At 68.6% G+C, this 25,620-nt stretch carries 19 protein-coding genes and 2 pseudogenes; 3 read left to right on the forward strand and 18 right to left on the reverse strand.

Features of this window, described 5'->3' with window-relative positions:
* Positions 1 to 72: 72 nt before the first annotated feature.
* From C5E41_RS29015 to lspA, 5 genes and pseudogenes are all read right to left on the reverse strand, one after another.
* Positions 73 to 2,520, reverse strand: coding sequence for a cation-translocating P-type ATPase (locus C5E41_RS29015; protein ID WP_104378908.1), 2,448 nt, complete (start codon positions 2,518 to 2,520; stop codon positions 73 to 75).
* A gap of 271 nt (positions 2,521 to 2,791) precedes the next feature.
* A pseudogene (locus tag C5E41_RS29020) lies at positions 2,792 to 2,969 on the reverse strand (ADP-ribosylglycohydrolase family protein); the annotation flags it as partial.
* Positions 2,970 to 3,036: 67 nt separating this feature from the next.
* On the reverse strand, positions 3,037 to 3,696 hold the full coding sequence (locus C5E41_RS29025) for a hypothetical protein (RefSeq protein ID WP_258081332.1): 660 nt from the start codon (positions 3,694 to 3,696) through the stop codon (positions 3,037 to 3,039).
* 12 nt (positions 3,697 to 3,708) lie between these two features.
* The gene (locus C5E41_RS29030) at positions 3,709 to 4,635 is read right to left on the reverse strand and encodes an RluA family pseudouridine synthase (protein WP_030514692.1); all 927 of its coding nucleotides are present in this window, start codon (positions 4,633 to 4,635) and stop codon (positions 3,709 to 3,711) included.
* Positions 4,632 to 5,300 (reverse strand): annotated as a pseudogene (lspA, locus tag C5E41_RS29035) (signal peptidase II); the annotation flags it as partial. The pseudogene lspA and the gene C5E41_RS29030, both read right to left, overlap by 4 nt.
* 296 nt (positions 5,301 to 5,596) lie before the next feature.
* On the opposite strand from lspA, the gene C5E41_RS29040 reads away from it, so the two are divergent.
* Positions 5,597 to 6,592, forward strand: coding sequence for a hypothetical protein (locus C5E41_RS29040; RefSeq protein ID WP_308706039.1), 996 nt, complete (start codon positions 5,597 to 5,599; stop codon positions 6,590 to 6,592).
* A complete protein-coding gene (locus tag C5E41_RS29045) occupies positions 6,589 to 7,287 on the forward strand; it encodes a sensor domain-containing protein (protein WP_104378910.1) in 699 nt (232 codons plus the stop codon). Before C5E41_RS29040 ends, C5E41_RS29045 begins: the two co-directional genes overlap by 4 nt.
* Positions 7,288 to 7,292: 5 nt before the next feature.
* Here the strand turns inward: C5E41_RS29045 and C5E41_RS29050 are convergent, their stop codons facing one another.
* The 3 genes from C5E41_RS29050 to C5E41_RS29060 all read right to left on the reverse strand — a co-directional run bounded on the left by C5E41_RS29050 (position 7,293) and on the right by C5E41_RS29060 (position 12,685).
* Complete coding sequence (locus C5E41_RS29050) at positions 7,293 to 10,562, reverse strand: arabinosyltransferase domain-containing protein (RefSeq protein WP_104378940.1); 3,270 nt, start codon at positions 10,560 to 10,562, stop codon at positions 7,293 to 7,295.
* 184 nt (positions 10,563 to 10,746) lie between these two features.
* Entirely contained in the window at positions 10,747 to 11,244 is a 498-nt protein-coding gene (locus C5E41_RS29055) for a hypothetical protein (RefSeq protein ID WP_104378911.1), read from the reverse strand.
* A gap of 112 nt (positions 11,245 to 11,356) precedes the next feature.
* Positions 11,357 to 12,685, reverse strand: a complete 1,329-nt coding sequence (locus C5E41_RS29060) for a DNA polymerase IV (protein ID WP_258081336.1) — start codon at positions 12,683 to 12,685, stop codon at positions 11,357 to 11,359.
* 236 nt (positions 12,686 to 12,921) lie between these two features.
* Here C5E41_RS29060 and C5E41_RS29065 point away from each other — a divergent pair, with 236 nt between their 5' ends.
* Positions 12,922 to 13,800, forward strand: coding sequence for a UTP--glucose-1-phosphate uridylyltransferase (locus tag C5E41_RS29065; RefSeq protein ID WP_104378913.1), 879 nt, complete (start codon positions 12,922 to 12,924; stop codon positions 13,798 to 13,800).
* Positions 13,801 to 13,877: 77 nt separating this feature from the next.
* Here the strand turns inward: C5E41_RS29065 and C5E41_RS29070 are convergent, their stop codons facing one another.
* From C5E41_RS29070 to C5E41_RS29115, 10 genes are all read right to left on the reverse strand, one after another.
* Positions 13,878 to 14,453, reverse strand: coding sequence for a C40 family peptidase (locus C5E41_RS29070; RefSeq protein WP_104378914.1), 576 nt, complete (start codon positions 14,451 to 14,453; stop codon positions 13,878 to 13,880).
* Positions 14,454 to 15,074: 621 nt separating this feature from the next.
* Complete coding sequence (ileS, locus tag C5E41_RS29075; RefSeq protein ID WP_104378915.1) at positions 15,075 to 18,302, reverse strand: isoleucine--tRNA ligase; 3,228 nt, start codon at positions 18,300 to 18,302, stop codon at positions 15,075 to 15,077.
* 315 nt (positions 18,303 to 18,617) lie between these two features.
* The gene (locus C5E41_RS29080; RefSeq protein ID WP_104378941.1) at positions 18,618 to 18,818 is read right to left on the reverse strand and encodes a hypothetical protein; all 201 of its coding nucleotides are present in this window, start codon (positions 18,816 to 18,818) and stop codon (positions 18,618 to 18,620) included.
* Between the two features lie 133 nt (positions 18,819 to 18,951).
* The gene (wag31, locus tag C5E41_RS29085; protein ID WP_104378916.1) at positions 18,952 to 19,785 is read right to left on the reverse strand and encodes a DivIVA-like cell division protein Wag31; all 834 of its coding nucleotides are present in this window, start codon (positions 19,783 to 19,785) and stop codon (positions 18,952 to 18,954) included.
* A gap of 75 nt (positions 19,786 to 19,860) precedes the next feature.
* Entirely contained in the window at positions 19,861 to 20,163 is a 303-nt protein-coding gene (locus C5E41_RS29090; protein WP_030514706.1) for a YggT family protein, read from the reverse strand.
* A gap of 124 nt (positions 20,164 to 20,287) precedes the next feature.
* Positions 20,288 to 21,091: a cell division protein SepF gene (locus C5E41_RS29095; protein WP_104378917.1), complete on the reverse strand. Its 804-nt coding sequence runs from the start codon at positions 21,089 to 21,091 to the stop codon at positions 20,288 to 20,290.
* Between the two features lie 187 nt (positions 21,092 to 21,278).
* The gene (locus tag C5E41_RS29100) at positions 21,279 to 22,001 is read right to left on the reverse strand and encodes a YggS family pyridoxal phosphate-dependent enzyme (RefSeq protein WP_104378918.1); all 723 of its coding nucleotides are present in this window, start codon (positions 21,999 to 22,001) and stop codon (positions 21,279 to 21,281) included.
* A 44-nt stretch (positions 22,002 to 22,045) separates the two neighbouring features.
* Positions 22,046 to 22,771: a peptidoglycan editing factor PgeF gene (gene pgeF / locus C5E41_RS29105; RefSeq protein ID WP_104378919.1), complete on the reverse strand. Its 726-nt coding sequence runs from the start codon at positions 22,769 to 22,771 to the stop codon at positions 22,046 to 22,048.
* A gap of 387 nt (positions 22,772 to 23,158) precedes the next feature.
* Positions 23,159 to 24,379, reverse strand: a complete 1,221-nt coding sequence (gene ftsZ / locus C5E41_RS29110) for a cell division protein FtsZ (protein WP_104378920.1) — start codon at positions 24,377 to 24,379, stop codon at positions 23,159 to 23,161.
* 424 nt (positions 24,380 to 24,803) lie between these two features.
* Positions 24,804 to 25,580 (reverse strand): cell division protein FtsQ/DivIB, encoded by a 777-nt coding sequence (locus tag C5E41_RS29115; protein WP_104378921.1) that lies wholly within the window; start codon positions 25,578 to 25,580, stop codon positions 24,804 to 24,806.
* Positions 25,581 to 25,620: the final 40 nt, after the last annotated feature.

Here is a 25,620-nt window from a genome sequence, read left to right on the forward strand (position 1 = left end):
GCGAATCGATGCGTGGCACAAGGACGTTCACGGCGCGCCATACCATGCGACCAGTTGACGCGCCGTCGCGGCTCAGTCCTTGCGCCCCAGCGACTTCCGGCCCGGCGAGTCCGGGAACAGGTGCCGCTGTTCACCGGTCACCGTCGCGGTGATCCACCACGCCACCTCCACCAGCACGATGCCGACCGCGCCGCAGGCGAACGCCACCCCGGTCAGCTCGGCGTTCGACGGGTCGAGTTTGAAGAAGTGGCGGGTGAACGGCACCGTGAACAGGATCAGATAACCGGCGACCGAACCGGCGATCAGCAGGATCTTCCACCAGTTCCACGGCCGCGCGACGATCGCCAGCACCCACACCGCGATCACCAGCAGCGTGATCAGCGCCGTCGTGCCGATCTGCACCTCGCGCGCCTCGGTCGGCAGGCTCTGGTCCGCGCTCCAATAGGCGATCAGGTAGGCGATGAAGGTCATCACCCCGATCACCGTGCCGGAGGGTATCGCCAGCCGCAGCACTCGCGGCACGAAACCTGTTCGCGCCCTTTCGTTGTTGGGAGCCAGCGACAGGATGAAGGCAGGAATGCCGATGGTGAACCAGGCGGCGATGGTGACGTGCCGCGGTAGGAACGGATACGACAGCGGGGCGTAATCGAAGATCTGCGATCCGATGCCGGCCACTCCCACGAGGAAGGCCAGCAGAACCGAGTACACCGTCTTGGTGAGGAACAGATTCGAGACTCGCTCGATATTGCCGATCACCCGCCGGCCCTCCCCCACCACATACGGCAGGGTGGCGAAACGGTTGTCCAGCAAGACGATCTGCGCGACCGCGCGGGTGGCCGGACTGCCCGATCCCATCGCGACACCGATATCGGCATCCTTGAGCGCCAGGACGTCGTTGACGCCGTCGCCGGTCATCGCGACGGTGTGCCCGCGCGACTGCAACGCTCCCACCATCGCCCGCTTCTGATCCGGGCGCACCCGGCCGAAGGTGGTTTCGCGGTCCAGCACATCGGCCAATTCGGCCTGGGCGGTGGGCAATCGGCGCGCGTCGACGGCATGGTCACCGCCGGGCAGGCCGAGAGAGGAGGCCACCGCGCCCACCGACACCGCGTTGTCGCCGGAGATCACCTTGATCGCGACATCCTGGCCGGCAAAGTAATCCAGCGTTTCGCGCGCGTCCGGGCGAACCTTCTGTTCCAGCACCACCAGCGCCTGCGGCGTCACCGTGCCCGGCGCGTCCGGGTCGTCGACGGGCCGATCCGAGGACGCCAGCAGCAGCACCCGCAGCCCCCGCGCGCCGATGTCCTGCGCGGTGGCGGCGATGCCGGAATCCGGGTCGAGTAGCACGTCCGGCGCTCCGAGCAGCCAGTTCCCGTGCTCGCCGTAGGAGATGCCGCTCCACTTCTTGGCCGAGCTGAACGGGGCGACCGCGGTGGACGACCAGCCCGGATCCTCGGTCACGGCCTCGGCGATGGCGAGCACGCTGGCGTTGGGACGCGGATCGTCGTGGGCGAGCGCGGCCAGCACCGAGCGCAACCGCTCTTCCCGCACATCACCGACGACCCGCAGTTGCGACAGCCGCATCCCGTTCTCGGTGAGGGTGCCGGTCTTGTCCGCGCACACCACGTCCACCCGGGCCAGGCCCTCGATCGCGGGCAGCTCCTGGACCAGGCATCTGCGCTGGCCGAGCCGCACCACACCGACCGCGAACGCGATCGAAGTCATCAGCACCAGGCCCTCCGGCACCATCGGGACCAGCGCGGCGACCATACCGTTCAGCGCGTGCCGCCAGCTCTGATGGCTGGAGAACAGCTGGTTGTAGATCGTGACCAGGCCGGCCGGAATCAGCAGGTAGGTGATGACCTTCAGGATGGTGTCGATACCGCTGCGCAGCTCCGAATCGACCAGCGTGAACTTCGATGCCTCGTGCGCCAGCTGCGCGGCATAGGCGTCCTTGCCGACCTTGGTCGCTCGGTAGGCGCCCGATCCGGCCACCACGTAACTGCCGGACATCACCTTCGCACCGACCGACTTGTCGATCGGGTCGGCCTCACCGGTGAGCAGCGATTCGTCGACCTCGAGCAGTTCGCATTCGACGACCTCGCCGTCGACCACGATCTGGTCACCGGGCCCCAGCTCGATCAGATCGTCGAGCACCACATCCTTCGGGCCGACTTCGGTGGCGGCACCGTCGCGGCGCACCACCGGTTTGGCCTGGCCGACGATGGCGAGTTTGTCCAGGGTCTGCTTGGCGCGCAGCTCCTGCACGACGCCGACCACGCTGTTGGCCACGATCAGCAGGCCGAACATGCCGTCGATGATCGATCCGGTGGCCAGGACCAGCACGAAAAGGACGCCGAGGATGGCGTTGATCCGGGTGAACACATTGGCCCGGACGATGTCGGCAACCGATCGGCTCGCCCGATCCGGCACATCGTTGGTCTGCCCGTCACGAACGCGCTGCGCGACCTCGGCCGCGGTCAGGCCCGGTGCGCGCGCTTGCTGCTCGGTGATCGACATGTCCGACAGCCTAGAGGGTTTCCGGCGAATCGGACGGCAACCCGGTCCCGAGCCCACAGGCGGGCAATCATCCGGCATCCGGCCGAACGCGCGGTGCGATCCGGCCATCGACGACGCGGCGGGTGAGCGCGACCAGATCGTCGCCGCGCAGCCGTGGATATCCGTGCAGCAGCGCGACCCACTGCGGCGGAATCGCCGACGCGCCCCAGCGGGACCGCCGGGTGGTGCAGCGCCCCGTGTTCGGCCGCCGCGAGCGCGATACCCACCGCCTCGCGGTGTCGTCGGTCCACTCCCCCGGTTCCCACCGCAGTGAGCCGCCGCCGCGCATCACGATCACCGAATCCGGTGCCGGATGGGTGAATTCGTATCCGGCGCCCAGTGCGTCACCGGCGGCTGTCCCCCAGTAGCACCCCCTGCGCCCTGTCCCGCTGCCCTGCGTCTCGATCCACCGGCACATCCTCTCCCCTCGCCCGCTGCCTCGATTATGCCGCGCGGAACCGACAGCGCCGGACGGGCTCAGTGGTCCGGAATCGGGCCGTCGTCGGGTCCCGGCGCCACGACGTCGACGTGTTCGGGCAGCAGCGGCAACACCGCGAACGCGCCCGCGGAGGCATCCGGTGGCAGCGCCTGCACACTGCGAATCCCGGTGCGGGAGGCCAGACCTCGCAGCTGGGCGAGGGTGCCGCGGACCACGAGGTTCACCGCGCAGGCGCAGCCGGAGTGCAGGCGCGCGGCCAGCACCGCCGCGAGACGCCGGGAGCGGTCGTCGTCGGCCTGCACGTGATCCATCGCACCGGCAGCCGCCGCCTGCGCGGACCGCAGCGCGGCGGTCCCGGCCGGGACCGGCACCGTGATCACCGGGCTGTCCACGCGGTCGATCGGAACGTGGTAGAGCACCTGCGAAATACGCAGTGCCGCACCGATATCGATGACAGCATCGGCGCTCAGGCCGGTGCTCGAGACCACCAGCGCCCAGCGGGGAGCGGTATCGACGCCGGACAGCGATTCGTGCGCGCGCTCGAGATAGTCGGCGACGCGTTCACCGGAGTCCGGCCCGAGCCGGTCGGTGCCGAGGACCGACGCGCGCGGCGGCCGCGCCCAGCCCGCGACGACCACGGCGATCAGCAGCACCACCACGACCGCGAAACCGATTGCGGGGCGCCACTTCTCACTCACCGGCCGCACCCGTCACACCGCGCGCAGCACATCCAGGGCATGCTCCAGATCGTCGGGATAGTCGCTGGTGATCTCGATCCAGCGGCCGTCGGCGGGATGGGCGAATCCGAGACTGCGCGCGTGCAACCACTGCCGCTGCAGACCGAGCCGCTCGGCCAGTCGCGGATCGGCGCCGTAGGTGAGATCACCGCAGCACGGGTGGCGAATCGCGGAGAAGTGCACACGGATCTGATGGGTGCGCCCGGTTTCCAGGTGGATGTCGAGCAGGCTCGCGGCCTGGAACGCCTCGACGGTGTCGTAGTGGGTGACGCTGGGCCGGCCGTCGGCGGTGACCGCGAATTTCCAGTCGTTGCCGCGAGCCCGCCCGATCGGGGCGTCGATGGTGCCGCTGGAGGGATCCGGATGTCCCTGCACCAGTGCGTGATAACGCTTGTCGACCGTGCGCTGTTTGAAGGCCCGCTTCAGCACCGTGTAGGCGTGCTCGGACTGCGCCACCACCATCACCCCGGAGGTGCCGACGTCGAGCCGGTGCACGATGCCCTGCCGTTCGTGCGCGCCGGAGGTCGAGATGCGGTACCCCATCGCGGCCAGTCCGCCGACCACGGTGGGACCCGACCAGCCGACACCGGTGTGCGCCGCGACGCCGACCGGCTTGTCGACCGCGACGATATCGTCGTCGGCGTAGAGGATCTTCATGCCCTCGACCGGAGTGGCCTCGACGGTGAGCTCCCGTTTCGGTTCGGGGAACTCCACTTCCAGCCACGCTCCGGCCACGAGCCGATCGGACTTACCCGCCGCGGCGCCGTCGATCTGCACCGAACCGTCCTCGGCTAGTGCGGCGACCGCGGTCCGCGACAGGCCGAGCAGCCGCGAGAGTCCGGCGTCGACCCGCATGCCGTCCAGACCGTCGGGGATCGGCATCGCTCGTGTTTCCCTCATTCGCCCGCCTTCCCGCCCCGGGCAGCGCCCTGATCGTCACCGGCGCCCTGATCGTCGTCGTGGCCGGCGCGGGTGCCGTCGGGTTCGAATCCGAACACCGTCAGCACCACCAGCAGAATCGCCCCGCACACGATCGAGGAATCGGCGACGTTGAACACCGGCCACCACTTGGTGACGGCGATGAAGTCGATCACATGTCCCTGCAGCGGACCGGGCGAACGGAACAGCCGGTCCACCAGATTGCCCAGCGCACCACCGAGGACCAGGCCGAGACCGATCGCCCAGCTCAGCGAGCGCAGAGTGCGCCCGATGCGGATCACCCCGATCACGACGGCGACCGCGATCAGGGTCAGCAGCCAGGTCATGCCCGTGGCCATGGAGAACGCCGCGCCGGAATTGCGGATCAGGGTCAGTCGCACCACGTCGCCGATGATCGAAATCGGTTCGCCGGGCGTCATCTTCGCCACCACCAGGGCCTTCGTGCCGAGGTCCACGGCCAGCACGACGGCCGCGATCACCAGCAGCCACGGCAGGCGGCGCGGGAAGGCCGCCGGGGCGCCGGAAGGCCGCGCGGGCGATCCGGCCGCCGAATCGTCGCCGGTCCCGGCGGCGCTCGCGGCCTTTCCGCGATCGTCGCGGTCCGGCGCGGTCCCGTTCGACGCGGTCCCATTCGTCGCCGCCTCGCCGGGAGCGTCGGCGCCGGAGCCGTCCGGAGCCGGAGCGGAATCCGCGCTGTTGCCGCGAGTGCCGGAACCGCCGTCGCGGTCGGCGCCCCGATCCGCCGCGGACTCGCGCGGGGGTTCGTCGGGGTCGTCGAGGTGCTGCTCACGCGGCCGGTCCGTATTCACAGCTAGACATCATTCCCTATCACGTCATCACCGGTTCGCGGTGCTGTCACCCAGCGCGTGGACGGACAGGGAGTCAAAGCTGTTTTTCAGGAACCGGTCGTACCCTGTTCGGCGTGACGGTGTTGTCTTCCCACTCCTGCGCCTCGGTGACCGGTCTGCGCCCCGCGGGCGCGCCCGGCCGGGTCCCGAATCCGCGCGCGGCGCGCTCGGGAGTGCTGTTGATGGTGCTGGCGTTGACCCTGTCCGCGCTCGGCGTCGGTTGCAGCGACGGAACCGAGGCCACCAGCGACGCCGAGGTGGAGCCCTCCGGTTTCGGCAAGGAGGTCACCCTGCCGATCTCCGCCGCGGTCGCCACCCTGGTCACTCCAGGCGAGGAACCGCACACTCCGCTGCGCCCGGCCCTGCGCCCCGGCACCTCGCAGCAGGTGACCCTGCGCACCGACCACCACGTCGAACAACAGATCAACGATCAGGCGGTGCGGGACTTCTCGCCGCCGTCGGTGACCATTCCGCTGACCGCGGACGCGAAGGCCGACGGCGTGGATCTCGTCCTCGGCACGGCCACGTCACCGGATCCGGCCCTGGATCGGCAACTGGTCGCGGCCGACGGATCCCACGCCGGCATCGAGTTCACCGACCTCGGCGCCGTCACCGCACTGCGGATGGCACCGGCCCCGTCGACGCCCGACACCGCCCGCGCCGCCATCGAACAGGCCTTCTACCAAGCGGTGTATGAGGCGATCGCCTTTCCCGTCGATGCGGTCGGCGAGGGTGCGGTGTGGACGGTGCATCAGCGCGTCTCGGGAGTGGTTCCGCTGGACCAGATGACGACCGCGACGCTCACCAAGCGCGACGGCAATCTGCTGACCATCGCCCTCGACATCACCCAGACGCCGAAATCGGCCACCTGGCAGCTGCCCAACAATTCGGGCGACCTCGACATCATCGACTACCTGATGCACGGTGCGGGCACCATCACCGTGGATCTCGGCCTGCCGCTTCCGGTTTCGGGCGCGATCACCATCGGCGGCAATCAGTGCTACCGCGATCCGCACACCGATGTGCTGCTGCGCCAGGACATCCGGACGCAGGTGCAATGGGGCGAGTGAATCGCGCCGCGGGCGTGCTCGCGGGTGTCGTCGTCGGGGTGAGCGCATGCGGGCATCACGACGATTCGCTGCCGTCGCTGCCCGCGACGGCGACCGTACCGCCGATCACCGCCCCGGCCGTCACCGATTCCGATGCCCTGCGGGCGCAATTGCTCACCCCATCCGATCTTCCCCCGGGTTTCACGCAGCTCGAGGACGCCTCGGCCGGTAACGGGCAGACGCCGCCGGACCGTTCCCGCACCGACCCGGCCGAATGCGCGAAAGTGCTGGCGCCCGTGGGTGATCTGTACAGCGGGCCGTCCGCCCGGGGCGCGGTGCACTACTCGTCGCCGAATTTCGCCAGCATCGATATCGATATCGCCAGCTACGCCGACGGCAATGCGGCGCAGGCGTTCGCGGCGGCGCAGCAGCTGCTGCGCGACTGCCGCAGCTATTCCGGCACCGACGCCGACGGCACCTCCGTCGACTACCGGCTGGGCGGGCTCGATCAGCCGAAGGCCGGTTCGGCGTCGACCTCGTTCCAGATCCGCACCACCAGCGGCGGCATGTCGCTGTATTCCGCGGCCACGATCGCCGTCGTCGGCAGCAGTGTGGTGCAGATCGCGGAAACCTCACCGGCGCAGGTGGATCCGTCCTCGCTGCAGGACCTCACCACCAAGCAGGTCCGGCGACTGGAAGGTGTCGCCGGACCGTAAGGGCCTCACCCCCAGGCGGTGTTGATGTGGCCCGGATTCCACATGCCGCCGTGGGTCTCCCGAGTCACCGTGGGCACCGCGGCGGTCGCGGAGGTGTCCCGCGGTGTCAGCCGCTGCAGCTCACCCCAGTCCCGGCGCCAGTCGTCCTTCAGATAGGTGGCCAGGGTCTGCGAGCTCAGCAACTGCTGGCTCCAGCCCAGCGGGCCGCCGCCATCGTGGCTCTCCCACAGCGTGGTGTCGTGTGCGGCGGCGCGATCGGGCAGGATGCGCCAGCTCGGAACCTGCGCGATCCCGTCGCGGTGATCGTAGGGCCGCTGGCACGGGAACTGCAGTCCCACCGCCCAGTCCAGCAGCACCGGACTGTGCGAGCCCACCATGTCCTGCAGCGTCGTGGTGCGCGGGACGCGCGGCGGCGTCAGCGCCACCCACTGGTTGGGATCGCGGCTGCTGTCCTGGGCGACGATGCGGATCACATCGGCCTGCGGCGGAATCTGGCCGAACGGCACCCGCAGGTTGCGCCACGACGGCGTCGGCCCGATATCGACCGGGATCACCGACCCCAGCGCATGCGCCTCGGTTGGTGAATCGCTGGTGCCGTATTCGATCTCGACCCGCTGGCCGGGGGTGACCACGCCGTCCTTGTCGATCGACCGAATGCGCCCGGCCGCGGTGACCGCCACGATCCCGGTGCGCTCGGCTGCCGGGGGCAGCCGGTACCAGCCGGTGGTGAGTTCGGCCGGATCCTGCTCACCGGCGGTGCCCAGTTCCGGTGTGGTGGCCGAGTCCAGGCCGTACGGCAGTGGCGCACCGGCGGTCTGGGTCCCGGCCTCGCCCTGGTTCTTCCCGCTGTCGAAGGCGCTGGAGATACTGCTGCTGTTGGTCGGCTCCCCCTCCGGAGTCAGATCACCGACCCCGTTGGGCACGAAGCCGGTGGCGCCGGCGGTGAAGGTCGCCTGCGGGTCGCCGGTCAGCGGCGGCAGCATCGACGCGTTGGGATCGGTTTCGACCAGGACATCGTTGGCCAGTCCGCACGGTTTGCCCAGTACCGCATCCACATTGGAGCGGGCCAACGAGAACGCCGGATACTGGGCGACCGCGCCCTTGGCGAACGAGGCCATCTCGAACACCACCAGCAGCGCCGCGGCCACGGTCAGCGGCGGAATCTTCGCCCATCGCCACGCTGGCCGCGAAATCCGGTGCGGGGTACCGGGTTCCGGCGCGCGCACATGCCACCATCCGGCCAGTGCCAGCAGCACCACGGCCACGGCGAGGAAGACCTTGCTCAGCCCGAAGCCGTGGATCGACGGCGGTTTGTCCCACCACGGAATGCCGTAGCTGGACACGTACCACCATTCGTTGACGCTGGTGAAGATCTGCGCCATCACCAAGGCGACCACGGCGCCGAACAGCGCCCGGTTGCGCGGCGACCGCATCACCCGCGGGCCGACCGCGACCGCGGTCAGCACCGCCACCGCACCGGCCAGCCCGGCGTACACGCCGTTGTGGTGGGTGAATTTGGTGGGTGTGGTCGCCATCAGCAGCATCGACGCGAAGGTGATGCCGAGCAGCCGGCGCGCCGGCCCGCCCGCGGTGAACGGGATCCGCCCGCCCTTGCGCAGCAGGACGAAGACGCAGACCAGCAGGCCCAGCCACATCGCCACCATGCCGAAGCGGCGCCCGATCGAACCGTCGGCGGTCGGCATGAACAGCCACTGATAGTTCAGGTAGTCGTTGTACCAGGGGTCCGACGGGCCGACCGCGGTGTGCACGCGGCGCATCTCGAACATCGCCGAGAGCGGCTGCACCGAGAACGCGATGGCCAGCACCAGGGCGCCGGCCGTCGCCAGCGGCGCGAGTAGGGCACCGTAGCCATACCCCACGGCCCAGCGCGAGCGGCGCTCACCGGTCCGCGGATCGGCGGCCAGCTCACCCGCCCGGGCACTGCCGAAGCGGAACACCGAGCGCATCCCGGCCAGCAGCGGCGCCACGCAGATCACGCCCGAGGGCGCCGCGGTGAAACTGAACGCCGCCACCAGGATCGCGATCGCATACGGCAGCAGGCGCCGGGTCGCGATGGCACGTTCGACGAAACACCAGGTGAGCAGGACACAGACCGCGATCACCGGTTCCGGCCGCAGACCGTTGTTGTAGGGCAGCCAGACCGCCAGGAAGATCAGCGCGCCGGTCCACACCGCCACCCGGTCGTGGCGCACCGCCACCCCGAGGCGGGGAATCACCTCCCGGCTCAGCGCCAGCCACGTCACCACACCGGCCAGCAGCGTCGGAATCCGCATCCACGGACTCGCGGTGCTGATCTCGGTCATATGCGCGATGATGTCGTACGGCGGTGTGCCGACCGGGTTCTCGGGCACGCCGAAGAACCGGAAGTAGTTCGCCATATAGCCCGACACCAGCGACGCGCGCGCCATGCCGAACTGATAGCCGTCGTCGGAGGTGGTCGAGCCGATGAAATGCCAGATCACCAGTCCGCCCAGGACCACGGCGTCGACCGGGCCGAAACTCCACCACCGCTGCGGCAACCAGCGCCGGATGCGACGGCCGTCGAGCCGGTCCAGGCGGAACAGCGCGGCCAGCGCGATGAGGGTGAACACCACCGCCAGCACGGTCGCGATCCGCTTGATCACGGTGGGCACCACGGAAAACCGGCTGTCGACCTGCGCGGTGACGCTGGTTCCGGCGGCCCGGGTCAGGTCGCTGTACACGCCCACCAGTTGCGGCCGCCAATCACCCTGCAGCGTCACCGGTTTCGCGTCGGCGCCGGTGAAAGTTGCTGTGGTGTGCGAGATTTCGGAATGCACAGTGAAGGCGCAGTCGCCGCCGAGCCGGTCCACCGGCACACTGGCCAGGGACTGATTGCGCAGCACCGCTTCGAACTGACCGGGCTTACCGTCGGTTCCGGGCCGCACCCGCGCGACGAAACCGTAGCGCTCCAGGTCCGGGGCGCCGGCCGGCATGGTCGCGGTCAGCGTGGAGCCCTGCGCGGGCAGCTGCGCGATCGCCGCGCACGGGACGGTGGCGTCGAAGGTCAGCGGAGCATAGGAGACCAGCGGCGCGTCGAAGCCGCGCGTCGAGTCCTGCTGCGGCCACGACAGCGTGGTGTGGTCGACCTGGACCGGCATCAGTGGTACGGCGATGGCGCACAGGACGCCCAGGAGGCCGGCGATCAGCGCGATCGGCTGGGCCCAGCGAGCGAGTCGTGACCGGTCGACCCGGTGCCCCTGTCCTGCCGCGGGCGTGTCGTCCGCCCTCACCATCGTGTCGGTCACGGAGGCAGATGCTAGCGCGGGGTGTCCGGGACGAACGAAGTCGTCCGACCTTTCTCAGTCTTTGTTTAGTTTCGTTGTGCATCCGGCACGGTGTAGCGCCTCGTCGTCGCCCTGCCGACGACTCGGGCCGGCGTTCCCCACGGAACGCCGGCCCGTGCCGGTACGACGAGAGCTATTCGCACGCGGGCGACTGCTGGCCCAGGTTCTTCAGTCCGGCGCAGGCCCAGCTCTTCTGCAGCTTCCAGCTGTTGTCCTGGGCGACGAACGGCACGTCGGCCTTGGTCGGCGCACCGCCGTTGACGGAGAAGTCCACCTTCGCGGTCAGCGTGTCGCCGCCGAGATACGCCACATCGGTGACGTTGATCTTGGCGTTGTTCTGCTGGTACGCGTCGGTCAGCTTCTGCATCATCTCGGGGTCCTTGGCCACGGCGTCCTGACCGTCCTCGAGCCACTGCGCCTTCTGCGCGGCCGGCACGCTCGGGTCCAGCGCCTGCGCCAACTCCGAGTTCAGATCGGCGACCGTGGGCACCGGCGGCACGTTGGCAGCCGAGGTGGCGGCGGCCTTGGTCGTGGTGGACTTGTGGCTCGAGTGCTTGTCACCGCTGCCGCAGGCCGACATGCCGAGCGCAGCCACGACAGCCAGGGTGGCGACCGCGATGCGTCCAGTCATCTGAAGCTTCAATGCTCGTCCTTTGCGTTCGAGTTGGTCTGGTTCCGTTCACGTGACAGCTCCCACCCGACCGGCGGCAGTGCACGAGTGGCCTCACGCTACCCGCCAAATTTCAACGAAGACTAAGGAGCGGATCGGCCGGGGTGAGATCGTCATCGTCGGCAGCGAACGTATACGCCGGTCCCGGCCCTGTCGAGCGGGTCTCGAATCGGACGGTGACCCGGCCGTGCCCGCTGCCCTGTACCCAGCCGTGGCCATACCGGGGATGCCCGACATCGCGTCCGGGATACCAGAACTCGGTGGTGTAGGAACGCGTCGGCGGCGGCACGACCGGCTCATCCGCCAGCGCCGGCGCGGCGATCGGTTCTTCGAAGACCGCGGCGCCCACCGCACCGGTGTCGCGGTCCAGCTCGGGGAACAGCGATTCCTGCCGCACCGCGGACAAACCGCCGAATCCCACGCCCACCAACCGGATCGAGCCCAGTTCGACGGGATCGATGGCCGAGCGCTGAGCCGCGGCGGTGAGGGTGGCCGGATCGGTGGTGGCATAGGGCAGCGTGAGCGAGCGCGTCACGATGCTCATATCGCCCTTCTTCAATTTCAGGACCACCGTGCGCGCCGCGCGGCCGTCGCGCAGCAGCCGCCGGTGCGCGGCCTGGGCCATCGCCTCGATCGCGGGGCGCAGCTGCGCCAACGTGACGATGTCGGTCTCGTAGGTGGTTTCGGCGCTGATCTGTTTGGCCTCGGCCCGCTCGGCGACCGGTCGTTCGTCGATACCGCGGGCGAGCCGGTGCAGCGCCGCGCCGACACTGCCGCCCAGCAGCGAGACCGCCTCCGGCTCGGGCAGCGCCGCGAACGCACCGACGGTTTCGATGCCCACCGAACGCAGCCGGTGTTCGGCCACCGGCCCGATTCCCCACAGTTTGCGCACCGGCAAGCCGGCCAGCAGCGCCTGCTGTTCGGCCGGTGAAATCACCCGCACCCCATCGGGTTTCGCGAGTCCCGAGGCGATCTTGGCCAGTTGTTTTCCGGTGCCGGCGCCGACCGAGGCCACCAGCCCGGTTCGCTCCCGCACCGATTGCCGCAGCTGCTCGCAGAATTCGCGCACCTGCCGGACATCGGCGCCGGCGAGCTCGGCGGGCTCACCGAATGCCTCGTCGAACGACAGCGTCTCGAGCACCGGAATCCACGACCGGAGGGTTTCGAAGACCTGCCCGCTGACTTCGCCGTAGACCACCCCGCGCGGCGGGATCACCACGGCCGTGACGCCGACCAGCCGACGCGCCTGATGCATGGGCATCGCCGACCGGGCGCCGAAGACCCGCGCCTCGTAGCTGGCGCCCGCGACCACGCCCCGGCCGCCCATCCCACCCACGAGTACGGGCCGGCCGCGCAGCGTCGGGCGGGTCAGCTGTTCGACCGAGGCGAAGAAGGCGTCCATATCGATGTGCAGCACCCAGCGCCGCGCCGCGACCGTGTCGGTTCCGAAATTGCTGTCGGGTTCCTGTGCGTGCAGATGCACGGCCGACCCACCCCCGGCACCCGCACCGACCCCGGCGGATACTCGCTGACCAGGCACGAGAGAGCTGGTAGCCGCGTCGGGGGCAGAGTGCATACCCGGAAATCTACGCGTGGGGACCGACATATCCGGCAGCGGAAGTGTGTGATGATCGGTTCATGACCATCCGCAAGGCAGTGATCCCAGCCGCCGGCATCGGCTCCCGCCTGCTGCCGCTGACCAAGGCCATCCCCAAGGAGATGCTGCCGGTCGGCGACAAACCGGTGATCGAGCACACCGTGCGGGAGCTGGTAGCCTCCGGCATCACCGATATCACGATCGTGGTGAGCGGCGGGAAGTCCCTGATTCAGGACCATTTCCGCCCCAATCCGGCATTGGTGGCGCAGCTGCGCGCCGACGGTAAATCCGCCTATGCCGACGCCGTGGAAGAGGTCGGCGAACTCGGCCGGCTCGGCCACATCACCTATCTGGACCAGCACGGTCCCTACGGCAACGGCACCCCGGTGCTCAACGCCGCCCGCGCGCTGGGCGACGAGCCGATGCTGGTGTTGTGGCCCGACGACGTCTTCGTCGCCGAGGTGCCGCGGGCGCAGCAGCTCATCGACGCCTACAACAAGACCGGGTCGCCGGTGCTGGCGCTGATGCCGATGGATCCGGCCGACTCCCAGCGCTACGGCGTGCCGGTGGTCGAGGATTCCTTCGAGCCCGGTCTCATGCGCATCAGCGGGCTGCGGGAGAAGCCGAAGCCGGTGGACGCGCCCTCGGCCTACGCCGCGATCGGCGGATACGTCGTCACTCCCGGCATCGTCGACGAACTGCGCAAGCAGGTCGACCAGTGGTACACCCACCGCACCGGCGAGGTGTACCTGACCGACGCGATCAACGTGTTCGCGGCCTCGAGCCCGGTCTACGGACAGGTGATTCGCGGTCGCTGGTACGACACGGGCAATCCGGCGGACTATCTGGTCGCCCAGTTCGCCTCGGCGCTCAGCCATCCCCAGTACGGGCCGCTGCTGCGCGATCTGTGCAACGAGTGACAAGCACGGTGTAACGAGCGAGAAGCGTCGGCGAGTGTCCGGGCTGCGGCGCGAGATCCGCAGCCCGGACACTCGGTTCAGAAGAAGCGCCGGATCGCGTAGATGTCGAATTCGCTCAGCGGCGTCAGTCCGATCGGCACACCGGGCCCGTAAGCGTTGAGCAGCATGCCCCCGCCGGCGTAAATGCCCTCGTGGGAGCCGTCGGTATTCACGATGACCACGTCGCCGGGCATCATCGCACCGAACGGCACGGCGCTGCCGGCGGTGGCCTGCTCCCAGGTGGTACGCGGCAGCATGATGCCGACCTGCCGGAACGCCCACTGCACCAGCCCGGAGCAGTCGTAGGCGTTGGGCCCGGTCCCACCCCATTCGTAGGGCTTGCCCGCCTGCGAGCCGGCGATGCTCAGGGCGATCGACGCCCGCGGGCTGGGCAGCGGCAGCGCCGCCGAACCGCTGGCGCTGCCGGAGGCCGATCCGCTCCCCGCACCGGAGCCGCTACCGGAATCGCCGGATCCGGAGGAACTGCCGGTGTCGGCGGGTGCGGCGGTGGCCGGACCTGCCCAGATCGATATGGAGACGGCCGCGGCGATCGCGGCCAGGAGATAGCGGGTGGATCTGCGGCGCGAGGATCCGCGCACGGATGACGGTGCCATGTGCTCGCCCTTCGATATGACATGCATCCACCACGGCACACCGACCGGCGATTACACAGCACACAGCATGGACTTGGGATGGCCGCTTCCCCACGGGCATCTCAGCCGGTCAACTACCTGGTAGTGCAGTTTTCAGCGGGGGTCGATCCAGGAAAAACGCCTAACCTCAACTAAAGAGTGACGGTTGCTGTGACATAGCTGTTTTAGCGCAAGTCACATGCACACCACAAGTGCCAATCCGCAACCGTGATCTGCTCCGGCCTCACGGGACACACCCCAGCTCATGCCGGGAATCGGCGTACGCACGCCTCGCTCGCACCTGTCGCGGTACTCCAGGGCCATGTGTAACCCACGTCTACCTGGGTATACACGGTGCGCGTCCCAGACCCGGCGAAGGACACCCAGGCTCGCGCGGCCGCATCGAACTCGCGCGCGCCCTTCCGGCACGGCGGGCAGAAAATTCGCGACGCGCACACCGCCCACCGCATCGGCCACCTCGGCGCCCGCCGGCGCGAAGCTCAACTCGGTGGCGAGGCGGGACGACCGCGCTCCGCACCGACATCGAACGACGAGGTCCGCCCGGCACAGCGCCGGGCGGACCACGCAGACGACATCCGTCGATCAGGCCTTGGCAATCGCCGCGCGTACACCGCCGACCACATCGGCGGCCTCGGCGCCCGCCGCGCCGAAATCGAGTGCGGTGGCGAGGATCTCCCCGGCGATCAGGTCACGATGGGTCCGCGCCCACTCCGCGCGCTCCTGCGGCACCTCCAGGACCACGGTGATGCGGTCGGAGACGTCGAGGCCCAGCGACTTGCGGGTCTCCTGCAGATCGCGGATCAGGTCGCGGGCCCAGCCCTCGGCCTCGAGTTCCTCGGTGACCTCCGAATTCAGCACCACCAGGCCGGCATTGCCGGGCAGGGCGGCGGTGGATTCGGGTTCGGCCGCCACCAGGCGCTGGGTGTACTCCTCGGGCAGCAGCACGATGCCGTCGTCGTGGCCGGGCACCAGCGCCTTGACCACACCGTCGTCCTCGCGCCACTGGCCGGACTTCACCGCCTTGATCACGCCCTGGACGTCCTTGCCCAGCCGCGGACCGGCGGCACGGGCATTGACGACCAGTTCGAACCGGCCGTGGGCGGCCACCTCCGTGGTCAGGTCCACCTTCTTGACGTTGACCTCGTCGGCCACGAGCTCGGCGAACGGACGCAGCCGCTCAGCATCCGGCGCGGCGATGGTGACCTCGGACAGCGGCAGCCGCACCCGCAGGTTCTGCGCCTTGCGCAGGCTCAGCACCGTCGAGCACACCGAACGCACCTCGTCCATCGCCGACACCAGCTCCGGATCGCGCGGCAGCTCGGTCTCGGCCGGCCAGTCGGTCAGATGCACCGACCGCTCCCCCGTCAGCCCACGCCAGATCACCTCGGTGATCAGCGGCAGCAGCGGGGCGGCCAGCCGGCAGGTGACCTCCAGCACGGTGTGCAGGGTGTCGATGGCGTCGCGATCCTCCTCCCAGAACCGCGAACGCGACCGGCGCACATACCAATTGGTGAGCGCGTCGGCGAACGAACGCAGTTCGTCGCAGGCGGTGGCGATGTCGTAGACCTCGAGCGCCTCGGTCATCACATCGCGGGCCGCGGCCAGTTTGGCCAGGATGTAGCGATCCAGCACATGCGCCGAATCCGTCCGCCACACACCGGGTTTCGAGGCATAGAGCTGCAGGAACGTCCACGCGTTCCAAAGCGGGCGCAGCGCGTGGCTCACGCCTTCGCGGATGCCGCGTTCGGTGACGATCAGGTTGCCGCCGCGCAGCACCGGCGACGCCATGAGAAACCACCGCATGGCATCGGAGCCGTCGCGGTCGAACACCTCGTTGACGTCGGGGTAGTTGCCCTTGGACTTGGACATCTTCAATCCGTCGTCGCCGAGTACGATGCCGTGCGCCACAACGGATTTGAACGCCGGTCGGTCGAACAGCGCGGTCGAGAGCACGTGCAGGTTGTAGAACCACCCCCGCGTCTGCCCGTTGTACTCGACGATGAAGTCACCGGGGCTGTGTGCGCGAGCAACGGAAGTCCCCGCGGTGTCCGATGTGACGGCTCCGCCGTCGAACCATTCCTTGTTGTCGAACGGGTAGTGCACCTGCGCGTACGGCATCGACCCCGACTCGAACCAGCAGTCGAGCACCTCGGGCGTGCGCCGCATCATCGACTTCCCGGTGGGGTCGTCGGGATTCGGGCGCACCAGCTCGTCGATGCCCGGCCGGTGCAGATCCGCCGGGCGCACGCCGAAGTCGCGCTCCAGCTCGTCCAGCGAGCCGTACACGTCGACCCGCGGATAGGCCGGATCGTCGGAGATCCACACCGGAATCGGCGCACCCCAGTACCGATTGCGGCTGATGTTCCAGTCGCGCGCGTTCTCGAGCCACTTGCCGAACTGCCCGTCGCGGATGTGTTCGGGCACCCAGGTGATCTGCTGGTTCAGCTCCACCATGCGGTCGCGGAATTTCGTGACCGCCACGAACCACGAGGGCACCGCCATGTAGATCAGCGGCTGACCGGATCGCCAGCTGTGCGGATAGGAGTGCTCGATCGTCTCGTGCCGCAACAACTTTCCGGCGGCCTTGAGATCCTTGATGATGGCCGGATTCGCGTCGAACACCATCAGGCCCTCGTACGGCGGCACCATTGAGGTGAACTTGCCGCCGGCGTCCAGTGGCTGCACCACCTCGATCCCGTTGGCGGAGGCGACGTCCATGTCCTCCTCACCGAACGCGGGCGCCAGGTGCACCACGCCGGTTCCGGAGTCGGTGGTCACGTAGTCGGCGTTCAGCACGCGGTGCGCGTTGGGGTGGCCGAGGAAAAAGTCGAACGGCGGCCGATAGCGCAGGCCCGCCAGCGCCGCGCCCGAATACTCCGACAACACCTCGAGTCCGTCGTCGGCGGTGCCGAGTTCCCGGGCGTAATGGGAGACCCGCTCGGCAGCCAGCACGTACCGCTTACCGTCCTTGCCGCGCACGTGGGCATAGGTGATGTCCGGGTGGACGGCGATCGCCAGGTTCGACGGCAGCGTCCACGGCGTGGTGGTCCAGATCAGCGCATTGGCGCCGTCGAGCTCGTGCAACGGATGGTCGGTCGCCACCTCGAGCAGCATGTCGACGGTGACCGCCGGATCCTGGCGCATCCGGTAGGCGTCGTCGAGGCGCGCCTCCTGATTCGACAGCGGCGTCTGCTCGTACCAGCTGTAGGGCAGCACCCGGAAGCCTTGGTAGACAAGACCTTTGTCGTACAGCGACTTGAACGCCCACATCACCGACTCCATGAAGTCGAGATCGAGGGTCTTGTAGTCGTTGTCGAAGTCGACCCACCGCGCTTGGCGTGTCACATAGTCACGCCACTCATTGGTGTAACGAAGCACAGAGGATTTGCACGCGGCATTGAATTCCGCGAGGCCCATCGCATCGATCTGTGATTTGTCCGTGATACCGAGTTGCTTCTCCGCTTCGATTTCCGCGGGCAATCCGTGTGTGTCCCAACCGAAGCGCCGCTCCACGCGCTTACCGCGCATCGTCTGGAACCGCGGAACCAAATCCTTCACATATCCGGTGAGCAGATGTCCGTAATGTGGCAAACCGTTGGCGAACGGCGGCCCGTCGTAGAAGACGAACTCGTCGCACCGCTCCCCGCGATTGTCGATGCTGGCACGGAAGGTGTCGTCGGCGGCCCAGTAGTCCAGCACCCGGCGCTCGAGCTCCGGGAACGACACGCTCGCGCCCTGCCGCGAGCCGGCATCCGCGGCGGTGAAGTCGACGCGGGGATAGGCGTTGCGGGTGGATGTCTCGTCCGCCATGGCGGCTGTGGTCTCCCTCGTGCCAGTGCGCTCGTTCGGCGCAGTCGGTGGGCACGGGGACGACTTCGGCGCCTGTGCGCCGCTGCCGCGGTACCACCCCGCTTGTCCGGCCGGATGTTCCGGCGGGCGGACCTCTCGTTACGAGCTGTGACGGGCTCACCCGTTCGGTTCTACTGGGCGCCTGTGGCGCCGTTCTTCCGAAGGCTCCCCGGTGATGGCCGGATCACTGCCGATCTACAGGTTTGATTGTAGCCAGTGCGGGCAACATTATTTCCGTGCCCTGCTCCCCACGCCGTTCACCGCACCTGTGCCCGCTCAGCGCTTGGCATGACGGCCGGGACGTGATTGCGGGTCGTCCTCGGGCTCACGCATGGCCAGTGCGCTGACCAGCAGCAGGATCGCACCGATCACGCAGACGACGATGCAACCCCACGCCCAGATCACCGATCCGGTCGTCAACGCCGTCACCAACAGGGCGAAGCCGATCGCGGCCAGGACGAGCGTCAGAACGAGCATGGTCACCCCCTAGGCGGGCAGGGCGGGCCGCAGCGCCCCGAGGGGCCGGGCGGCTCGGCAGAACTACGACCACACAGCGGCATGCGACGCCGGACCCCGTCGTATCGGCGGGGTGGCGGGCACCCGGGACGAGCTATTTGCCACCCTTGGCGTACGACGCCGGACCATGGCTGTTCGATATCGCCTCGAAGGCCTCACCACCGTCGACCGGAACGGCCGAACCGCGGTTCTCCAGCTCCTCGAGCTGCGATTCCAGGTAGGACTTCAGGCGCACCCGGTACTCACGCTCGAAGGTCTTCAGCTGCTCGATACGGCTCTCCAGCACGCTGCGCTGCTGGGTGATGGTGGCCATGATCTCGGTGTGCTTGCGCTCGGCGTCGGCCTGCAGGGCGTCGGCCTTCTCCTTGGCCTGGCGCAGCTGGCTGTCGGAGCGGGTCTGCGCGTCCGACAGCAGCGAATCGGCCTTCTGCCGCGCCTCGCCGACCATCGCGTCCGAGCGGGTCTGCGCTTCGCTGACCATTCGCTCGGAATTCGCCCGGGCGTTGGAGAGTAGCTGTTCGGCCTCGGCCTTGGCGTCGGTGGTGAGCCGGTCGGCCATTTCCTGCGCCAGGCTCAGCACCTTCGCGGCCTGCAGGTTCGCGTCCGCGGCGGAGTTGTCCTTGGGGGCCACCGGCGCGGCGGCCGGCACCGGCACCGGCGGTGCCACCGGGGCGGGCTTCGGCGGTTCCGGTTGCGGCGGAGCGGGTTTCACCGCCTGCGGCGCAGGACGCGACTTCTTGGCATCCGCCAATTCGGCATCCAGCTCAGCAACCCGCTGGCGCAGGTCCGCATTCTCCTCGATGAGGCGCGAGAGCTCCTGTTCGACCAGGTCGAGGAAGGCGTCGACTTCGTCCTCGTTGTAGCCGCGCTTCCCGATCGGCGGTTTGCTGAACGCGACGTTGTGCACATCGGCTGGAGTCAGCGGCATGGAAGGATCCCTTCGCGCTTCGTACGGAGATCTAACGTAGATCTTCTAGCAAGCTCTTCTTCTCGGCCCATTCTGTCACACCGGAGCTATCGGCTGCCCGAGCCTGCTGACTATGGACATCAGAATGAACACGATGAAAAGCAGGACCATAATCGACAGATCCAGTCGAATTCCTCCCAAGTTGACGGGAGGTATCAGGCGCCTCAACAGTTTCACGGGTGGATCGGTGATCGTGAAGATCACCTCCAGAACGACGGCGACGAACCCCCGCGGATGCCAGTCGCGCGCAAAGCTGCGGATGAACTCGACGATCACTCGGCTGATCAGCAACAGCCAGAAGAGGAACAGGAGTACATACAGCACCTGAAACAAGGCCACCTGTCCACTTTGCCTCAGATTCGGTGTCGTGCAAACTCCCCGCGCCGTGCATCCGGCGTCCTTTTCCCCCCACGCGGCTCACCCGACCGGGGCCGCCGCCGCGCCACGGCACCCGGTTCGGGGTTTATTTCTGGTTGTAGAAGCCGTTTTCGGCGATGCGCCGGCGCTCCTCGGCCGATACATCGACATCCGACGGTGAGAGCAGGAACACCTTGGTGGCCACCTTGTCGAACGAGCCACGCAGCGCGAACGCCAATCCGGCGGCGAAATCCACCAGGCGGCGCGCGTCGGCGTTGCTCATTTCGACCAGGTCCATGATCACGGGCGTACCGTCACGGAAACGCTCGCCGATGATCGCGGCCTCGGCATAGGTGCGCGGACGCAGTGTCGTGATCTTGGACAACGGACCTCCGTCCTCGAAGACGGGGGTGCGGCGCGGAGCCGGCTCGAACCGGGCGCGCTCCTCCATCCGCCGCTCTTCCATCCGCCGTTCGGCCTCGGGGTCGACCGCCAGCGCACCGTGCGTGGTGCCACGCACCATCGGAGTGCCACCGCCGAGTCCGCGCGAGCGGCCCGAGGGTGCGGACTCGATCCGGGTCGGGCGGCGCAGGGGCTCGTAGCGGTCGTCGGAGTAGGACTCGTCGGCGAACTCCGAGCGGCGCGGCACCGTGTAGCCGGGCTGATAGGGCGCCTTGTAGGCCGGCTCCGGGTAGCCCGGATCCTCGGCGAAGCGGTCGTCGCCGAAACGCGAGCGCGCGGCGTCGTACGGATCGTCGCCGAAACGCGAGCGGCGCACACCGCGGTCGTCCGCACCCAGCGGACCACGGTCGTCGATACCCCGAGGGCCACGGTCGTCGACGTAGTCGTCTTCGTATTCCTCGAGCGGGACCATGCCGAAGTAGGCCTTGAACCTGTGCAGCGTACTCATGCTCCCACCTCACTAACGCTGGGCTCCAGCACGAGCATGCTCGTGGCTGCGCTGATGTCTCGCTCGCTACGCTCGCTCATCCTGGTCGACCTTCCTACGGCCCCGACTGACCTGGGGTGTTGAAGTCCTGCTCAGTCCTCGTCAGCCCCAAGCATATGTTTCGAATGTGACTGATGAGGTTTCTTTGCTACTGCGAGGTTATCGGTCGTTCGCCCATGAGAGCAGTACCGACACGCACGCAGGTAGACCCGTGTCGAATGGCGGCCTCGAGGTCGCCCGACATGCCCGCCGACAATTCGGTCGCGCCCGGATGCGCCGCCAACAGCGTGCGATGCAGACCGGCCAGTTCGGCGAAGGCCGCATCCGGGTCCGCGCCCAGCGGCGGAATCGCCATCAGGCCCGCGAGCTGCAGATTTTCCGATTTCGCGACCTGATCGGCGAGCACCGGGAGATCATCCGGGACGACGCCGCCGCGCGCCGGATCACGATCCAGGCTCACCTGCAGTAGCACACGTAGCGGATCCGCGCGCGCTCGGTCCGCACGCGCGGCCGCCGTGGCGGTGTCAAGGGCCCTCACCAGACGCTCCGAGTCCACCGAGTGCACCGTATCGGCCCAGTGCACAACCGATTTCGCTTTGTTGCGCTGCAATCGGCCGATCATATGCCAGCGCATCTGGGCCAGATGGCCTAATGAGGCCACCTTCGCGGAAGCCTCCTGCTCCCGTGATTCGCCGAATTCCCGCCGGCCGAGCCGATACAGGATCTCCACGTCGGAGGCCGGAAAGTATTTGGTCACCGGCAGCAACCGGACGGCGGCCCGATCGCGCCCGGCGGCGCGACACGCGGCATCGATGCGCTGTTCCAGGCGGGCGAGGGCGGCGGCGAGCTCGGCTTCGCGAGAATGTTCCATCCCCGGCCCGGATTCTGTTGTGCCGACTTCGGATTCGGCGTGGTTCACCGCTCGTCCTCCATCCAGATCACCCCGGCGATGCGGCCGGTGGGCGCGCCGCGGCGGTGGCTGAACAGGGTTTCGTCGGTAATGGTGGACCGCGGATCGACCGCGACCGCGCCGACTCCGGCCGCCTCCAGCTGACGGCGGATGCCGGCTCGCAGGTCCAGCCCGGGCGTGCCGCGCCGGGTGGTGGTGGCGCTGCCGGGCAGATGGGCCTCCACATCGTCGCGCATGGCGGCGGGCACCTCGTAGTCCTCGCCCCCGGCGGCCGGGCCGAGGAAGGCGCCGATGCGGTGCGGCTCGGCGCCGACCGACATCATCGCCTCGAGAACCTTCGGCACGATCCCGATGCGGGCGCCGACGCGTCCGGCGTGCACGGCCGCGATCACACCGGCCACGTCGTCGGACAGCAGCAACGGGACGCAATCGGCGGTGAGGACCACCAGCGCGAGATTCGGCACGGTGGTGACGAGCGCGTCGGTCACCGGTACCGGTTCGGCGCGCGGGCCGTCGACGATCTCGACGTTGCGGCTGTGCACCTGTTCCATCCAGACCAGGCGGCCGGACGGCAGGCCGATGCCCTCCGCGAGGCGGATCCTGTTGCGCCGCACCGCTTCCGGATCGTCGCCCACGTGGTCGCCCAGGTTGAACGAGTCGTAGGGCGCCACCGAGAACCCACCGGCCCGCGTGGTCGTCACCCGTCGCGTCCGCACCGAAGCCTGTGTCATATCTCCGAGATTAATAGCCCGCGCCGGTCCGGAGTCGAGCGTGCCGCCGAGTGATCCGGAACGGATGGGGCGAGGCGACGGAACGGGGCACAGCGCGAGCATGCCCAGCTAAGTACCCCCGGCGTGCGAGTTCATGCACACGGCAGTGCCGCCACACGACAGCGCCGCGTTCACCACCGCCGGGGCGACGCCGTCCCTGCGGGTGTCCGGTATCACACATCGTGGCCCCGGACATCGTTGGCGACACCCCGAAGACCTACACCCCGGACCGCCGCGCGGCGACTGCCCACCGGAATTCCCGTGGCCCACAAGGTTTCGATCGCCCTGGGCCGCGAACGCCGCTGCCCCCTCCGAAACGTTCGGAGGGGGCAGCGAGATCGGCGTCTTCTACCGGCGCATGAAATCGGGGACGTCCACGTCGTCGGTGTCCTCGTCGGGCATCTGAATGTGCGAGCGGCTGTTGTGCGCGATGGTCGGCTCGGTGGCCGGGCGCGGTTCGTAGGACGGTGCCGGGCCGCGGGCCGGCGTCGGGTCGGCCGCGCGCTCGGGCTCCGATTGGCGGGTACTGCCGAACTCGCGGCGAGTCGTGGACTGGCCGATGTCACCGGCTCGGCCCGCGCCGATATTCGTTCTGCCCGCCGGTTCGATGCGCCGGGCCGGAGTGCCCCCGTCGAAGCCGGCGGCGATCACCGTGACCCGGACCTCGTCGCCGAGCGAATCGTCGATCACCGTGCCGAAGATGATGTTGGCCTCGATGTGCGCGGCCTCCTGCACCAGCGAGGCGGCCTCGTTGATCTCGAACAGACCGAGGTCGGACCCGCCCGCGATCGACAGCAGCACGCCGTGCGCACCGTCCATCGACGCCTCCAGCAGCGGCGAATTGATCGCCGCCTCCGCGGCTTTCACGGATCGTCCCTCGCCGCGGGCGGAGCCGATGCCCATCAACGCCGAACCGGCGCCGGACATGACGCTCTTGACGTCGGCGAAGTCGACGTTGATCAGACCGGGGGTGGTGATCAGATCGGTGATGCCCTGAACACCGTTGAGCAGCACCTCGTCGGCGGAGCGGAAGGCGTCCATCAGGCTCACCGCGGCGTCGCCGAGCTGCAGCAGCCGGTCGTTCGGGATGACGATGAGGGTGTCGCAGGATTCGCGCAGCGCCTGGATACCGGCTTCGGCCTGGTTGCTGCGCCGCTTGCCCTCGAAGGAGAACGGCCTCGTCACCACACCGATGGTCAGGGCGCCCAGCTTGCGGGCGATCGAGGCCACCACGGGCGCGCCACCGGTCCCGGTGCCGCCGCCTTCACCGGCCGTCACGAAGACCATGTCGGCGCCCTTGAGCACCTCTTCGATCTCGTCCTTGTGGTCCTCGGCGGCCTTGCGGCCCACCTCGGGATCCGCGCCGGCGCCCAGACCTCGGGTGAGTTCGCGGCCGACGTCGAGCTTGACGTCCGCATCACTCATCAGCAGTGCCTGCGCGTCGGTGTTGACGGCGATGAACTCGACTCCCTTGAGTCCCTGTTCGATCATTCGGTTGACGGCGTTCACGCCGCCGCCGCCGATACCGACGACCTTGATCACTGCAAGGTAGTTGTGCGGGGGCGTCATGGGCTCTCGCCTTCCTTCGATCCAAAGCCTGTCGTTTTCGGATTCTCGGCAGAGCGCCGATTCGAGGTTCCCGGTCCGCCCGGGTTTTCACTCGAACAAACCCTAAACCTGAACCATAGGGTTGGCGTTATGTCAAGTATCCGACTGGTGCGGAACGCTATTCGCACCCGTCGCGATCCGTGCGCAGGCGCGCCGACACGAGGGTCAGAATCTTGTCTGATCCGTCTCGTCCGAGCCCGTCGGGCATGGTATCGCGAACGGCCGCCACAGACACCGAGATCGGGTCTCGATATCCGCACGACCGCGGATTCACTGGCCCCGCACGCGACTGCGGCACCCGGACGGGCCCAGGTGCCACGGCCATCACGCACGGCCATCGACTCCCGGCCGCCGGTCGAAAACCGCAACGGCACAACGAGTGTCACTATCTTACCGTTACCAGATCGGGACTCGAAACGTCGAATACCGTTCCCGGTCGCGTCAGCACCGGAAGCACCACCGCGGCTTTGCGTTCGGAGTCGTCCGCACCGCCCCAGACCACCGTACGGTCGTCGCGCAGCTTCAGTTCGATATCCGAAACCGACCGCGCCACAACCTCTCCCACCTGCGCACGAAGCGCCGGCGGCGCGGCGTCGAGAACCGCGACCGCGGCCCGGGTCACCGGATCGGCGCTGCCGGGACGGCCGGTGACCAGCTTCGCGACGCCGGGCGGCGGCGGTTCGATCGCGAATTCGACACTGTCGGCGTCGAGCAGGTGCGGTCCCTGCGGACTGTCGAAGAACACCACCGCGGTGCGCTCGTCCACCGTGACCCGCACCGTGGACGGGAATACCCGCTGCACCCGCGCCGACCGCACCTTCGGCAGCGACGCGACCCGGCGCGCGATCGCGTCGGTGTCGATGCGCAGCATGGAGCGGCCGTCGGGGATCTGCAACACCGCGCGCACATCCTGCTCGGGCACCGTGGACACCCCTTCGACCCGCACAGTGCGCACCGAGAGCGCGGGAGTGAAATAGGCGACCACGAGCAGCGCGATCACCGCCGCCACGATCGGTGCGCCCCACAGCAGGATCCGCCGCCCTCGGCCGTCGAAGGACAGCCGCGCGCGGGCCCCCGCGCGGCGGAGACGGTTGTCGCCGTCCGCGGCGAACTCGTCCTCGGCGTCCGGATCGGACTCGTCGATCGTCGCGCGGCGTGTCATCTCCACCTCCCTCTCCGGCCGCCACCGCCGGGCGGGGGCG

It is taken from the genome of Nocardia nova (assembly GCF_002933465.1).
Classification (GTDB): Bacteria; Actinomycetota; Actinomycetes; order Mycobacteriales; family Mycobacteriaceae; genus Nocardia; species Nocardia nova_B.

Bases quoted from the DNA above. Each gene is read 5' to 3' on its own strand.
- C5E41_RS29095 (WP_104378917.1), bottom strand. From the start codon at position 21,091: ATGAGTACGCTGCACAGGTTCAAGGCCTACTTCGGCATGGTCCCGCTC.
- C5E41_RS29060 (WP_258081336.1), bottom strand. From the start codon at position 12,685: ATGGACGCCTTCTTCGCCTCGGTCGAACAGCTGACCCGCCCGACGCTG.
- C5E41_RS29080 (WP_104378941.1), bottom strand. From the start codon at position 18,818: ATGCTCGTTCTGACGCTCGTCCTGGCCGCGATCGGCTTCGCCCTGTTG.
- C5E41_RS29015 (WP_104378908.1), bottom strand. From the start codon at position 2,520: ATGTCGATCACCGAGCAGCAAGCGCGCGCACCGGGCCTGACCGCGGCC.
- ileS (WP_104378915.1), bottom strand. From the start codon at position 18,302: ATGGCGGACGAGACATCCACCCGCAACGCCTATCCCCGCGTCGACTTC.
- C5E41_RS29100 (WP_104378918.1), bottom strand. From the start codon at position 22,001: ATGGAACATTCTCGCGAAGCCGAGCTCGCCGCCGCCCTCGCCCGCCTG.
- ftsZ (WP_104378920.1), bottom strand. From the start codon at position 24,379: ATGACGCCCCCGCACAACTACCTTGCAGTGATCAAGGTCGTCGGTATC.
- C5E41_RS29115 (WP_104378921.1), bottom strand. From the start codon at position 25,580: ATGACACGCCGCGCGACGATCGACGAGTCCGATCCGGACGCCGAGGAC.
- C5E41_RS29065 (WP_104378913.1), top strand. From the start codon at position 12,922: ATGACCATCCGCAAGGCAGTGATCCCAGCCGCCGGCATCGGCTCCCGC.
- C5E41_RS29030 (WP_030514692.1), bottom strand. From the start codon at position 4,635: ATGAGGGAAACACGAGCGATGCCGATCCCCGACGGTCTGGACGGCATG.
- wag31 (WP_104378916.1), bottom strand. From the start codon at position 19,785: ATGCCGCTGACTCCAGCCGATGTGCACAACGTCGCGTTCAGCAAACCG.
- C5E41_RS29050 (WP_104378940.1), bottom strand. From the start codon at position 10,562: ATGGTGAGGGCGGACGACACGCCCGCGGCAGGACAGGGGCACCGGGTC.
- C5E41_RS29055 (WP_104378911.1), bottom strand. From the start codon at position 11,244: ATGACTGGACGCATCGCGGTCGCCACCCTGGCTGTCGTGGCTGCGCTC.
- C5E41_RS29070 (WP_104378914.1), bottom strand. From the start codon at position 14,453: ATGGCACCGTCATCCGTGCGCGGATCCTCGCGCCGCAGATCCACCCGC.
- pgeF (WP_104378919.1), bottom strand. From the start codon at position 22,771: ATGACACAGGCTTCGGTGCGGACGCGACGGGTGACGACCACGCGGGCC.